Source organism: Serratia sp. TMDUHS_CL (genome assembly GCF_037137105.1).
In the GTDB taxonomy this organism is placed as follows: domain Bacteria; phylum Pseudomonadota; class Gammaproteobacteria; order Enterobacterales; family Enterobacteriaceae; genus Serratia; species Serratia nevei.
In genome coordinates this window covers 221,536-234,171 of the sequence record NZ_JBBBDV010000004.1, presented here as the reverse complement: position 1 = coordinate 234,171, position 12,636 = coordinate 221,536, and the positions used below count along the sequence as shown (strand labels likewise).

18 protein-coding genes are annotated in these 12,636 nt (G+C 60.2%); 14 read left to right on the top strand and 4 right to left on the bottom strand.

Annotation, left to right across the window (positions count from 1 at the left end):
* Nucleotides 1-39 precede the first annotated feature (39 nt).
* The 7 genes from WCL58_RS11035 to WCL58_RS11005 all read left to right on the top strand — a co-directional run bounded on the left by WCL58_RS11035 (nt 40) and on the right by WCL58_RS11005 (nt 7,833).
* On the top strand, nt 40-240 hold the full coding sequence (locus WCL58_RS11035; RefSeq protein ID WP_336851144.1) for a DUF2065 domain-containing protein: 201 nt from the start codon (nt 40-42) through the stop codon (nt 238-240).
* 98 nt (nt 241-338) lie between these two features.
* Complete coding sequence (locus WCL58_RS11030) at nt 339-1,637, top strand: adenylosuccinate synthase (RefSeq protein WP_033648701.1); 1,299 nt, start codon at nt 339-341, stop codon at nt 1,635-1,637.
* Nucleotides 1,638-1,870: 233 nt separating this feature from the next.
* Nucleotides 1,871-2,296 (top strand): nitric oxide-sensing transcriptional repressor NsrR, encoded by a 426-nt coding sequence (gene nsrR, locus WCL58_RS11025; RefSeq protein WP_015376391.1) that lies wholly within the window; start codon nt 1,871-1,873, stop codon nt 2,294-2,296.
* A 59-nt stretch (nt 2,297-2,355) separates the two neighbouring features.
* Nucleotides 2,356-4,830: a ribonuclease R gene (gene rnr / locus WCL58_RS11020; protein ID WP_060421893.1), complete on the top strand. Its 2,475-nt coding sequence runs from the start codon at nt 2,356-2,358 to the stop codon at nt 4,828-4,830.
* Between the two features lie 61 nt (nt 4,831-4,891).
* Nucleotides 4,892-5,623 carry a 23S rRNA (guanosine(2251)-2'-O)-methyltransferase RlmB gene (rlmB, locus tag WCL58_RS11015; RefSeq protein WP_038879203.1) on the top strand — a complete coding sequence of 244 codons (732 nt, stop codon included), beginning with the start codon at nt 4,892-4,894 and terminating at the stop codon, nt 5,621-5,623.
* A gap of 116 nt (nt 5,624-5,739) precedes the next feature.
* On the top strand, nt 5,740-7,368 hold the full coding sequence (locus tag WCL58_RS11010; RefSeq protein WP_169317983.1) for an isovaleryl-CoA dehydrogenase: 1,629 nt from the start codon (nt 5,740-5,742) through the stop codon (nt 7,366-7,368).
* Nucleotides 7,369-7,434: 66 nt separating this feature from the next.
* A complete protein-coding gene (locus tag WCL58_RS11005; RefSeq protein ID WP_015376394.1) occupies nt 7,435-7,833 on the top strand; it encodes a DUF350 domain-containing protein in 399 nt (132 codons plus the stop codon).
* Here the strand turns inward: WCL58_RS11005 and WCL58_RS11000 are convergent.
* Nucleotides 7,830-8,105 carry a DUF1471 domain-containing protein gene (locus tag WCL58_RS11000; protein WP_033638652.1) on the bottom strand — a complete coding sequence of 92 codons (276 nt, stop codon included), beginning with the start codon at nt 8,103-8,105 and terminating at the stop codon, nt 7,830-7,832. The two genes, WCL58_RS11005 and WCL58_RS11000, sit on opposite strands and share 4 nt — an antisense overlap.
* A gap of 122 nt (nt 8,106-8,227) precedes the next feature.
* Entirely contained in the window at nt 8,228-8,536 is a 309-nt protein-coding gene (gene bsmA / locus WCL58_RS10995) for a biofilm peroxide resistance protein BsmA (RefSeq protein WP_038879199.1), read from the bottom strand.
* Between the two features lie 127 nt (nt 8,537-8,663).
* Here bsmA and yjfP point away from each other — a divergent pair, with 127 nt between their 5' ends.
* Nucleotides 8,664-9,416: an esterase gene (gene yjfP, locus WCL58_RS10990; protein WP_060440893.1), complete on the top strand. Its 753-nt coding sequence runs from the start codon at nt 8,664-8,666 to the stop codon at nt 9,414-9,416.
* A 123-nt stretch (nt 9,417-9,539) separates the two neighbouring features.
* Nucleotides 9,540-9,902 carry a hypothetical protein gene (locus tag WCL58_RS10985; protein ID WP_141957774.1) on the top strand — a complete coding sequence of 121 codons (363 nt, stop codon included), beginning with the start codon at nt 9,540-9,542 and terminating at the stop codon, nt 9,900-9,902.
* A 96-nt stretch (nt 9,903-9,998) separates the two neighbouring features.
* Here WCL58_RS10985 and WCL58_RS10980 read toward each other — a convergent pair whose 3' ends face one another.
* On the bottom strand, nt 9,999-10,265 hold the full coding sequence (locus WCL58_RS10980; protein ID WP_060421907.1) for a DUF1471 domain-containing protein: 267 nt from the start codon (nt 10,263-10,265) through the stop codon (nt 9,999-10,001).
* A complete protein-coding gene (locus WCL58_RS10975) occupies nt 10,262-10,483 on the bottom strand; it encodes a hypothetical protein (protein ID WP_126179771.1) in 222 nt (73 codons plus the stop codon). The genes WCL58_RS10980 and WCL58_RS10975 overlap by 4 nt, the downstream gene beginning before the upstream one ends.
* A 236-nt stretch (nt 10,484-10,719) precedes the next feature.
* Between WCL58_RS10975 and rpsF the strand changes: the two genes are divergently transcribed.
* The 5 genes from rpsF to WCL58_RS10950 all read left to right on the top strand — a co-directional run bounded on the left by rpsF (nt 10,720) and on the right by WCL58_RS10950 (nt 12,633).
* Nucleotides 10,720-11,118 (top strand): 30S ribosomal protein S6, encoded by a 399-nt coding sequence (gene rpsF, locus WCL58_RS10970; RefSeq protein WP_004933634.1) that lies wholly within the window; start codon nt 10,720-10,722, stop codon nt 11,116-11,118.
* A gap of 8 nt (nt 11,119-11,126) precedes the next feature.
* Complete coding sequence (priB, locus tag WCL58_RS10965; RefSeq protein ID WP_049233092.1) at nt 11,127-11,444, top strand: primosomal replication protein N; 318 nt, start codon at nt 11,127-11,129, stop codon at nt 11,442-11,444.
* Nucleotides 11,445-11,448: 4 nt separating this feature from the next.
* The gene (rpsR, locus tag WCL58_RS10960; RefSeq protein ID WP_000135199.1) at nt 11,449-11,676 is read left to right on the top strand and encodes a 30S ribosomal protein S18; all 228 of its coding nucleotides are present in this window, start codon (nt 11,449-11,451) and stop codon (nt 11,674-11,676) included.
* 39 nt (nt 11,677-11,715) lie between these two features.
* Nucleotides 11,716-12,168 carry a 50S ribosomal protein L9 gene (gene rplI / locus WCL58_RS10955; RefSeq protein WP_004933629.1) on the top strand — a complete coding sequence of 151 codons (453 nt, stop codon included), beginning with the start codon at nt 11,716-11,718 and terminating at the stop codon, nt 12,166-12,168.
* A 111-nt stretch (nt 12,169-12,279) separates the two neighbouring features.
* Nucleotides 12,280-12,633, top strand: a complete 354-nt coding sequence (locus WCL58_RS10950; protein ID WP_047569644.1) for a DUF488 domain-containing protein — start codon at nt 12,280-12,282, stop codon at nt 12,631-12,633.
* Nucleotides 12,634-12,636 lie beyond the last annotated feature (3 nt).

The following is a 12,636-nucleotide window of genomic DNA, read 5'->3' as shown; positions in this document are numbered from 1 at the left end:
GCCCGTTTACGCGGGCCCTTTCTCGTTTTTGGGGGATGCATGAACTCAACGATTTGGCTGGCGCTCGGGCTGGTTCTGGTGCTGGAAGGATTAGGGCCGATGCTGTTTCCGCAGGCCTGGCGCAAAATGATTGTGGCGATGTCGCAACTGCCGGACGCGACGCTGCGGCGATTTGGCGGCGGAATAGTGGTTGCGGGCTGCGTGATCTACTACATTTTGAGCGGCCGCACGGGTCTTTAAAGTCTAGCCCAAAATTTATGCAATCGTATGCTAAAAGTGCTGAAAATCGAAAATTACGGTGGTAGAATCCATTTTTAAGCAATCGGTGATTTTGAAAAATGGGTAAGAACGTCGTCGTACTGGGCACCCAATGGGGTGACGAAGGTAAAGGCAAGGTTGTAGACCTGCTGACTGAACGGGCTCAATATGTTGTGCGCTACCAAGGTGGCCATAACGCTGGCCACACTCTGGTAATCAACGGTGAAAAAACCGTCCTTCATTTAATTCCTTCAGGTATTCTGCGTGAAAACGTCACCAGCATCATCGGCAACGGTGTTGTTCTGGCGCCGGACGCATTGATGAAAGAAATGGGTGAACTCGAAGCGCGTGGCATCCCGGTACGCGAACGTCTGTTACTCTCTGAAGCTTGCCCGCTGATCCTGCCTTACCACGTCGCGTTGGACAACGCGCGTGAGAAAGCGCGCGGCGCGAAAGCGATCGGTACCACCGGTCGCGGCATCGGCCCGGCTTACGAAGATAAAGTGGCTCGTCGCGGCCTGCGCGTCAGCGACCTGTTCAACAAAGAAACCTTCGCCGTTAAGCTCAAAGAGATCGTCGATTACCACAACTTCCAGCTGGTCAACTACTACAAAGTTGAAGCCGTCGATTATCAGGCGACGCTGGACTACGTGCTGTCTATCGCCGACATCCTGACCGCCATGGTGGTTGACGTTTCCGAACTGCTGGACGGCGCGCGCAAGCGTGGCGACCTGATCATGTTCGAAGGCGCTCAGGGCACCCTGCTGGATATCGACCACGGTACTTACCCGTACGTCACCTCTTCCAACACCACCGCCGGCGGCGTGGCTACCGGTTCCGGCATCGGCCCGCGTTATGTGGACTACGTGCTGGGCATCGTGAAAGCCTACTCCACTCGCGTGGGTGCAGGCCCGTTCCCAACCGAACTGTTCGATGAAACCGGCGAGTACCTGTGCAAGCAGGGTAACGAGTTCGGCGCCACCACCGGCCGTCGTCGTCGTACCGGCTGGCTGGACGCGGTAGCGGTGCGTCGCGCCGTGCAGATCAACTCCCTGTCCGGCTTCTGCCTGACCAAGCTGGACGTCCTGGACGGCCTGAAAGAAGTGAAGATCTGCGTGGGCTACCGCATGCCGGACGGCCGCGAAGTGGATACCACTCCGCTGGCGGCTGAAGGCTGGGAAGGTATCGAGCCTATCTACGAAACCATGCCGGGCTGGAGCGAAACCACCTTTGGCGTGAAAGAGCACAGCAAGCTGCCTCAGGCTGCGCTGAACTACATCAAGCGCATCGAAGAAGTGACCGGCGTACCGGTAGATATCATCTCTACCGGCCCGGATCGCAGCGAAACCATGATCCTGCGCGACCCGTTCGACGCATAATCAGGCTTTGCGGCAGTAAACAAACCGGGCGCGTCCCGGTTTGTTTTTATCCTGACTCCCTCCGATTGCGGTTTCACGTCAAAAAATCCTTTCATAAACCCGCCTTAGGGCGCGGGATTCGCTAAATAATTAGCGACGAACTCTCCGGCTGGTTTATTATCCAATGAGTAATCTTTTGAATAGCGCCGAAAAGCGGCGTATCAGACGGGTAAAGCGATACCCAGAGGTAAGATGTGCAGTTAACAAGTTTTACTGATTATGGCCTGCGGGCGTTGATCTACATGGCCTCGTTGCCGCAGGACAAGATGACCAGTATCTCGGAAGTGACCGAGGTTTACGGCGTGTCTCGCAACCATATGGTGAAGATCATCAATCAGTTGAGCCGGGTCGGTTTTGTCACGGCGGTGCGCGGCAAGCATGGCGGCATCCGTTTGGGCAAACCGGCCGAGAGCATTCGCCTCGGCGACGTGGTGCGGGCGCTGGAGCCGCTTGCGCTGGTTAACTGCAGCAGCGAGTTTTGCCACATCACCCCTGCCTGCCGACTGAAGCAGGTGCTCCAACAGGGCGTACAGAATTTCCTTGAAGAGCTGGATAAGCATACGTTGGCCGATATGGTCGAAGACAATCCGCCGCTCTACAAGCTATTGCTTGTCGAATAAAACGACGTTGAGAAGACAAGGCTCAACGTCATCCTGCTGATGACAACGGAGGAACCGCAATGTCACAAGATCCATTCCTGGAACGAGAAGCAGAAAAATACGAATCCCCCATCCCCAGTCGTGAATATATCCTGGCCCATTTGGCGAAACGTGAAACGCCGGCCAGCCGCGAAGAACTGGGCAACGAACTGGGCCTCAGCGGTGAAGAGCAGCTGGAAGCGCTGCGCCGCCGCCTGCGCGCCATGGAGCGCGATGGCCAGCTGGTGTTTACCCGCCGCCAGTGCTACGCGCTGCCGGAACGTCTGGATCTGCTGCGCGGCACGGTGATCGGCCACCGCGACGGCTACGGCTTCCTGCGCGTGGAAGGCAGCAAAGACGATCTGTACCTGTCTGCCGAACAGATGAAAATGGCGATCCACGGTGACGTGGTGCTGGCGCAGGCCTTGGGCGCGGATCGCAAAGGGCGCCGCGAAGCGCGCATCGTGCGCGTGCTGGTGCCGAAAACCAGCCAGATTGTCGGCCGCTTCTTCATGGATGCCGGCACCGGCTTCGTGGTGCCGGACGACAGCCGTCTGAGCTTCGATATTCTGATCCCGGCGGACAGCGTCAGCGGCGCGCGCATGGGCTTTATGGTGGTGGTGGAGCTGACGCAGCGTCCGACCCGCCGCACCAAGGCGGTCGGCAAGATCGTCGAGATCCTCGGCGACAAGATGGGCACCAGCATGGCGGTGGACATCGCGCTGCGCACCCATGAGATCCCGCATACCTGGCCGCCGCAGGTGGAAAAGCAGGTGGCCGATCTCAGTGAGCAGGTGCCGGAAGCGGCCAAGAAGGGCCGCGTCGATCTGCGCAAGCTGCCGTTGGTCACCATCGACGGTGAAGACGCACGCGACTTCGATGACGCCGTGTACTGCGAGAAAAAACGCGGCGGCGGCTGGCGCCTGTGGGTTGCGATCGCCGACGTCAGTTACTACGTGCGCCCGCGCACCGCGCTGGACGATGAAGCGCGCAGCCGCGGTAACTCGGTGTACTTCCCGTCGCAGGTGATCCCGATGCTGCCGGAAGTGCTGTCCAACGGGCTGTGCTCCCTGAACCCACAGGTCGATCGCCTGTGCATGGTGTGCGAGATGACCATCTCCGCCCAGGGGCGCCTGTCCACGGCCAAGTTCTACGAAGCGGTGATGAGCTCGCACGCTCGCCTGACCTATAACAAGGTGTGGCACATTCTGCAGGGCGATCAGGAGCTGCGCGAGCACTACCATCCGCTGGTCAAGCACCTGGAAGAGCTGCACGCGATGTATAAGGTGCTGGATAAGGCGCGCGCCGAGCGCGGCGGCATCGCGTTTGAAACCGAAGAAGCCAAGTTCATCTTCAACGCCGAACGCCGCATCGAGCGCGTGGAGCCGACGGTGCGCAACGACGCCCACAAGCTGATCGAAGAGTGCATGATCATGGCCAACGTGGCGGCCGCGCGCTTCGTCGAGAAACGCAACGAGCCGGCGCTGTACCGCGTGCACGATCGTCCGAGCGACGACCACATCTCCGCGCTGCGCAGCGTGCTGAGCGAGCTGGGGCTGACGCTGGGCGGCGGCAACAAGCCGCAGCCGAAGGACTATGCGGTGCTGATGGATGAAGTGTCCGAGCGCCCTGACCACGAAATGCTGCAAACCATGTTGCTGCGTTCGATGAAGCAGGCGATTTACGATCCGGAAAACCGCGGCCACTTCGGCCTGGCGCTGGCGTCTTACGGCCACTTCACCTCGCCGATCCGCCGTTATCCGGATCTGGCGCTGCACCGCGCGATCAAATATCAGCTGGCCAAAGAACACGGCGAGCCGAAAGAGCGCTGGACGCCGACCGGCGGCTGGCACAGCGAATTCGAAGAGATGCTGCAGCTGGGCGAACACTGCTCGATGACCGAGCGCCGCGCGGACGAAGCGACGCGCAACGTCGCCGACTGGCTGAAGTGCGACTTCATGCAGGATCACGTCGGTGAAGTGTTCAGCGGCATCATCTCCAGCGTGACCGGCTTCGGCTTCTTCGTGCGCCTGAACGATCTGTTCATCGACGGGCTGGTGCACGTATCAACGCTGGATAATGATTACTATCGCTACGATAATATCGGCCAGCGCCTGATCGGCGAGTCTTCCGGCACGGTCTATCGCCTGGGGGATACGGTGGAGATCCGCGTGGACGCGGTGCATATGGACGAGCGCAAGATCGACTTCGCGCTGGTGTCCAGCACCCGCAAAGCGCGCGGTGAAGGCAAAACCGAGCGCGATCGCGCCAAGAAGGGCGGCCAGCGCACGCTGCGCGACAGCGGTAGCGCGGGGCGCGGCAAGCGCCGCGGCGGCAAACCGCCGGCCAACTTCGAGCCGGACAGCGCCTTCCGCAAGCAGGATGACGCCAAGCCCGCGGACAACGTGAAGAAGGCGAAGAAGAAAGCCAAGAAAGCGTCCGACAAAACGCGGAAAATCGCGGCGGCGACCAAAGCCAAACGCGCAGCCAAGAAGAAAGGTGCTGAGCAGGCTTAACCTGCCGCACATCGTTACCATCGGCCGGTTATCGCCGGCCGCACGAATTTAAAAGAGCATCATGAGCGAAATTATTTACGGCATTCACGCCGTCAAAGCCCTGTTAGAGCGCGATCCGCAACGCTTCCTGGAAGTGTTTATCCTGAAAGGCCGCGAAGATCGCCGCCTGCAACCGCTGATCGCCGAGCTGGAAGCGACCGGCATCGTGATCCAGGTGGCGAGCCGCCAGTGGCTGGATGACAAGGTTGAAGGCGCGGTGCACCAGGGGATCATCGCCCGGGTGCGCGAAGGGCGTCAGTATCAGGAAAACGATCTGCCGGGCCTGTTGGAGAGCGTGGAGACACCGTTCCTGCTGGTGCTGGACGGCGTGACCGACCCGCATAACCTCGGCGCCTGCCTGCGCAGCGCCGACGCTGCCGGCGTGCACGCGGTGATCGTGCCGCGCGACCGTTCTGCCCAACTGAACGCCACCGCCAAGAAAGTGGCCTGCGGCGCCGCCGAGAGCGTACCGCTGATCCGCGTGACCAACCTGGCGCGCACGCTGCGCCTGCTGCAGGAAATGAACGTCTGGGTGGTGGGTACCGCCGGCGAAGCCGACCATACGCTGTATCAGAGCAAAATGACCGGCCCGATGGCGCTGGTGATGGGCGCGGAAGGCGAAGGCATGCGTCGTCTGACCCGCGAACACTGCGACGAGCTGATCAGCATCCCGATGGCCGGTACCGTCTCTTCGCTGAACGTGTCGGTCGCCACCGGCATTTGCCTGTTCGAAGCGGTGCGTCAGCGCGGCTGATCCTCCTGACGGGGGCCCTGAGCCCCCGTTAATTCCCCCTCTTGTGATCCCGCCTTCGGCAGAAATCTCTGCGCCGACCATACTTACTCCTGACGCTTTTCTCAGGGAGCACTCTCATGGTCTGGACTACGCACACCGTTTTTAACCAACCCAAGCCGCTGGGCAACAGCAACCTGTTTCTCTCCGATACGCCGCTGCGCGAAGCGTTGCAGCGCGAGCAGGGCGGCTGGGACGCCGAGGTATTGGCTTCGCTGGGCCAGCAGCTTGGCACCCAGGAGTCGCTGGAGCTGGGCCGCCTGGCCAACGCCAACCCGCCGGAGCTGCTGCGCTACGACGCCACCGGCCAGCGGCTGGACGACGTTCGCTTTCATCCCGCCTGGCATATCCTGATGCAGGGGCTGATCGCCAACCGGGTGCACAACCTGCCCTGGCAGGAGGATGCGCGCATCGGTTCCTTCGTGGCGCGCGCCGCGCGCTTTATGCTGCATGCGCAGGTTGAGGCCGGTACGCTGTGCCCGGTGACCATGACCTTCGGCGCTACGCCGCTGTTGCTGCAGGCGTTGCCGGTCGAGTTTCGCTCCTGGCTGACGCCGCTGCTGTCGGATCGTTATGACGCTCACCTGCTGCCGGGCGGGCAAAAGCGCGGCCTGCTGATCGGCATGGGCATGACGGAGAAGCAGGGCGGTTCCGACGTTTTGAGCAATACCACTACCGCCGCGCCGCTCGGCGCGCGCGGGCCGGGTGAAGCCTACCGGCTGGTGGGGCACAAGTGGTTCTTCTCGGTGCCGCAGAGCGATGCGCACCTGGTGCTGGCGCAGGCCGAAGGCGGGTTGTCCTGTTTCTTCCTGCCGCGCATTTTGCCGGACGGCAGCCGCAACGCCATTCGCCTGGAGCGGTTGAAAGACAAACTGGGCAACCGCTCCAACGCCAGCAGCGAAGTGGAGTTTCAGGACGCCACCGCCTGGCTGTTGGGGGATGAGGGTGACGGCGTGCGGCATATCCTGAAGATGGGCGGCCTGACCCGTTTCGACTGCTCGCTCGGCAGCCACGGCCTGATGCGCCGCGGGCTGTCGGTGGCGCTGTATCATGCGCTGCAGCGGCAGGCGTTCGGCAAGCTCTTGATCGAACAACCGCTGATGCGCCAGGTTTTGGCGCGCATGGCGCTGCGGCTGGAAGGGCATACCGCGTTGCTGTTCCGGCTGGCCCGCGCCTGGGAAAGCCGCAGCAATGAGGGCGAACTGATCTACAGCCGCCTGCTGACCCCGGCGGCCAAATACAGCATCTGTCGCCAGGGCATGCCGTTCATCGCCGAGGCGATGGAGGTGCTGGGCGGTATCGGCTACTGCGAAGAGAGCGAGCTGCCGCGCCTGTATCGCGAGATGCCGGTCAACAGCATCTGGGAAGGTTCCGGCAACATCATGTGTCTGGACGTGTTGCGCAGCCTGCACAAGCTGCCGGGCGCGCTCGAAATGCTGCAGTTCGAGCTGCAGCCGGTGCGCGGCCAGAATCGCTTGTTCGATCACGCCTGGCGGCAGTGGCAGCAGCGTGTGCGGCAACCGCGTGAAGAGATGGGGCGGCTGCTGACCCAGCAGCTGTTCGACCTGTGCTGTGCCGCGCAGCTGCTGCAGCATGCCAGCCCGCAGATAGCCGACGCCTGGTGCCACCTGACGCTGGATCACCGCGGCGAGAGCCTGCTGTCGGCCGAGGTGTGCGAACTGCTGCTCAACCGCGCTATCGGCGGTTAGGGAAAAGGGTGGCGCGCGGCGGCGAAAACCTTTTTAATTCAGCCTCACTCTGACAGGAAAATGCACATGGATATTCTCAGCGCGTTGGCGGCGTTCGCCTCTTATTTCTTCAGCGGTTTCGCCATGATTTTGGTGTTTCTGTTCGTCTATACCCGCATCACTCCGCACGACGAATGGGCGCTGATCAAGGCCGATAATCAATCCGCCGCCTTTGCTTTCATCGGCGCTTGCCTGGGGTATGTGATCCCGTTGGCCAGCGCGGCGATCAACTCGATCAGCCTGCTGGATTACCTGCTGTGGGGCGTAGTGGCGCTGGTGGTGCAACTGCTGCTGTTCGCGGCCGTGAAGATCTACATGCCACGCATCAGCGACAAGATCGAAGCGAACCACCTGGCCGCCGGGATTTTCCTGGGGGGCGTCTCCGTGAGCGGCGGCGTGTTGAATGCGGCTTGCATGAGCTACTAAAGGTATAAGATGGCCGAGGCGCGCCAGCCAAGCGGGTGCGCCTGTTCTTCCATCCGCAGGATGCGGTAATAGCTGGCGCCGTGTTGGCCGGCGGTGCGAGCGATGGCCTGCTCCGCCTCCTGCGGTGAACCGGGCAGATCGTTAAAGGTGATCTCGGCGATTTCACTGAGCGGCGTCACGCGATCGGCGGGCGCCAGCTCGGCGGACTGTGCGCCGGTGCTGAGCAGCCCTACTGAAAGCAGGAGGGAGGTGAGTGCGGTGGAGCGTTTCATGGCGTTCCCCTTCGTCAGATCCTGAATCGCACCCGCAACATGCGGCATGCTGTCCGACAGTGTGCAATACCCTACTTCAGCCTGTGCAAAGCCAGTGTAAATCTGCTTAAAAAATCCCCGCCTTACCGATACAGGATCGCCTGGGAATACCATTGGCCCGGCACGATGGTTTCGCTGTTCATGATGATCACGTAATACCGGGCGCCGGCGGCGGTGGCCTTGCGCTGGATCTCCGCTTCCACGTCCATCGGGCTGCCGCGCACCACGGCGGTGACGGTACCTATCTTCACCAGCTCGGCGGTCTGTGCGCGGACGATCTCCTGCGCCTGTGCGGTGGGCGGTGGCGGCGGTTTCGGCGTGGTGGTCATGATGCCGCAGGCGGAAAGCTGTGCGGCCAGCGTCAGGGCGATGAGTGTGCGGACAAGCGTCATGGTGACCTCGAAAGAGCCGGTACGATGGCTTCAGTGTAACGCAATATAAGCTGGAACAGATTGAGCTAACGCTGGCTGGCGCAAGTTTGTCATGATGAATGCCAACAGGTGAGTTGAGGATGAACGGATGATCGAAATTCATGACGAGCGGGCGGGCGATATTGCGGTGATCCATGCCGTCCCCGCAGGGCACTATCAGCGGCCCTTGCCGACGGTGTTCTTCTGTCATGGCTATACCTCGTCGAAAGAGGTGTACGCGTACTTCGCCTATGCGCTGGCGCGCGCCGGTTTTCGGGTGATATTGCCGGATGCCGATCGGCACGGCGAGCGGTTCGACGGCGATGAGGCGCGGCGTCTGGCCACGTTTTGGGAGGTCCTGCGCAGCAATATCGACGAGCTGCCGCAGATCAAGGCGCATTTCGAGCGGCTCGGCCTGATTGCCGACGGGCGTATCGGCGTCGCCGGTGCCTCTATGGGGGGCATGACCGCGCTTGGCGCCTTCGCGCGCTTCCCGTGGATCCGGGCGGCCGCCAGCCTGATGGGTTCCGGCTATTACCGTGCGCTGGCGCAAACGCTGTATCCGCCGTTGGGCGAAGAGGGCGAGGCGCTCTCGCCGCCAGCGTTTGCGGCGCGCACGGCCGTGCTGGCGGAGTATGAGCTGGAAGGGCGTTTGGCGGCGATCGCCGGGCGGCCGCTGCTGCTGTGGCACGGCGAGACGGACGACGTGGTGCCGGCGGCGGACAGCCTGCGTTTGGCGGCTGAACTGCGGCAGCAAGGCGCGGACGGCCGTTTGACGTCGCTCATCGAACCGGGGGTGAAGCACCGCATCACGCCGCTGGCGCTGTCCGCCACGGCCGACTTCTTCCGCCGCGAACTGTAATGCTCCGCCGGGCGCGATGCCTGGAATTGCACCGCTCTGTGCCTGCTGTTTCGGCCATCGTTTGGCCGAATGAAGGGGAAAATGTCTGCGTGAATTCTTTCAGGGCAGCAAGGAGCAGAGGGCATGATAAAAAGCATCGGCAGTACGGCCGGTTTAATGGGGACGATGAAAGCGCGCGCCGAGCTTAACTCTGCGGCATTCAGCGAGATGTTGGGGGCCGCCGACGGCAAGGCGCGGCAAAACCAGGCGAATCCGCTGTCGCGCATCACGGCGCAGACGGTGCAAAACATGACGGCGCTGTTCGCCTCCGCGCCGAAAGCGGCAGCCACTCACACCGCAGCGGCCGATACGCTCTCGTTCGAACAGCGGGCGACCTTGACGGGTAGCGCCGAGCTGTTGCAAACGCGGACAAATTATCTGCAGATTGCGCTGCAATTACATAATCCGGGCAAGGCGTTCAGCATGCCGACGCTGCTCAAGCTGTGATGAGGGAAGCGGAGCGCCCAATGGGCGGCGCTCCGGTGCGGACTGAACGGGCTTTCTGATGAAGCCCTGGGGATTTCCCTGGCGTGGCGTGCGTTTTTAGCGGTACAGCTCGGCGCTGACGTGCATCGTGCTGTTGTCGCCCGGTTCGTGCAGGGCGATGATGCGATAAGAGCTTGCGCCGCGTTGATCGGCGATTTTGCTGACCTGGCTGCTGGCGTCATCCGGCGAAACCACGTTCTGGTTCAGGGTGACGAAGCCGACGCTCTGGCGTTGATCGGCCTGGTGCGAGGTGATCTCCGTTGCGGCCATTAGGTTGGCGGAAAACAGGGCGGCCAGCGCCGTTGCGAGCATGATGCGTTTCATAGTGCCTCTCTTAACCCTTTGCCGTTACGGCCTGACAGCGAATGTCGCTGCGGCAAAAAGTCATTTATCTGCATTGAATAACCTGAAATCTTTTTCGTCGCGCTGTCTGCGGCGGATATGGTTAATTTTAGTCCGTTGCGGCGGATTAAAAAGCGGGGGCTTTTGATGACCTCTTTCAAAAAAAGTGAAATAGATTTGTGACTCAGCGCTGATTTCATTGAAAGATTTTTGAAACCGATGGATCGGCGTACATAGGTTCTCCCACGAGCAAATTGTGCTATTTCCCATAGCGCCTCGCATTAACGCGAATAAAACCCACGCAGTCCTTGAGTTTCCCGCCCTGCGTCAGTATGATTACGCGTCATTTTTCAGCCGCACACTAAACACGTTCCTTGCTTCCATGGGCCGCGGTTGACCCTGACAGGAGGCTGAATAATCCGTAAGGAGCAATTCGATGCGTCATTACGAAATCGTTTTTATGGTCCATCCTGACCAAAGCGAACAGGTTCCGGGCATGATCGAGCGTTACAGTGCTACCATCACTAACGCGCAAGGTCAGATTCACCGTCTGGAAGACTGGGGCCGCCGTCAGCTGGCTTATCCGATCAACAAACTGCACAAGGCTCACTACGTTCTGCTGAACGTTGAAGCGCCGCAGGAAGCGATCGATGAGCTGGAAACTAACTTCCGCTTCAACGACGCCGTTATCCGCAGCATGGTTATGCGCGTTAAGCACGCGGTAACTGAAGCATCTCCGATGGTTAAAGCGAAAGACGAACGTCGTGGCGATCGCCGCGAAGACTTCGCTAACGAAACCGCAGATGATGCAGATGCTGGGGATTCTGAAGAGTAATTGCCGCCGTGACGGCTAATCGTCTGGTTTTGTCGGGCACTGTGTGCAAGGCGCCGGTTCGAAAAGTGAGTCCTTCCGGGATACCGCACTGCCAATTTGTGCTAGAGCACCGTTCGCAGCAGATGGAAGCCGGATTCAGCAGACAAGCATGGTGCCGAATGCCCGTGGTTGTCAGCGGACAACAGTCACAAGCACTAACTCAAAGATTAACGGTCGGCAGTCAGATTACCGTGCAAGGCTTTGTAAGCTGCCATCAAGGGCGCAACGGGCTGAGCAAATTGGTTCTGCATGCCGAGCAGATTGAATTGATAGATTCTGGAGACTAGCCAAATGGCACGTTATTTCCGTCGTCGCAAGTTCTGCCGTTTCACCGCGGAAGGCGTTCAAGAGATTGACTATAAAGACATCGCTACGCTGAAAAACTACATCACCGAAAGTGGTAAAATTGTACCGAGCCGTATCACCGGTACTCGTGCAAAATATCAGCGCCAGCTGGCCCGTGCTATCAAGCGCGCGCGCTACCTGTCTTTGTTGCCGTACACTGATCGTCATCAGTAATCGGCCACTGTCCATTAACGACTTTGAGAGGATAAGGTAATGCAAGTTATTCTGCTTGATAAAGTAGCAAACCTGGGCAGCCTGGGTGATCAAGTTAACGTTAAAGCGGGCTACGCTCGTAACTTCCTGGTACCACAGGGCAAAGCTGTTCCTGCTACCAAGAAAAACGTTGAGTTCTTCGAAGCACGCCGTGCTGAACTGGAAGCCAAACTGGCTGACGTTCTGGCTGCTGCTGAAGCTCGCGCAACCAAGATCAACGAACTGGGTTCAGTCACCATCGCTTCCAAATCTGGCGACGAAGGTAAACTGTTCGGCTCTATCGGCACCCGCGACATCGCTGACGCAGTGACTGCGGCAGGCGTTGAAGTTGCCAAGAGCGAAGTTCGTCTGCCGAACGGCGTTCTGCGTACCACTGGTGAGCACGAAGTGCACTTCCAGGTACACAGCGACGTGTTCGCACAGCTGAATGTAGTTGTGGTTGCAGAAGCGTAATTTACGCTGCTGTTAACCCGGTTAAAACGCCAGCCTCGCGCTGGCGTTTTGCTTTTCTGCGCCCGGCAAAACGCGCTACGCTTGAAGACGGGATGAAAAGGAGAGCGTGCGATGGCAAAGATTACGCTACAGCGGGTTTATGATTTCAGCGCGCCGGCGCCGGAACACTGTTATCTGATAGACAGGCTATGGCCGCGCGGCATCAGCAAGGCGCGGCTGACGGGCGTGCAGTGGCTGAAACAGGTGGCGCCGGATGACGAACTGCGCAAGTGGTTCCATCAGCATACCGACCAGTGGGCGGTCTTCGAGGCGCGTTACCGCCAACAGCTAGCGGCCAACGACGCCTGGCAGCCGCTGGTGGCGCTGTTACGGCAGGGGCAAACGCTGACGCTGCTGTATGGCAGCAAAGATACCGAGCACAACCAGGGCGTGGTGCTGCGCGAGTTTTTGCTGGCGCAGCTGTAGGGA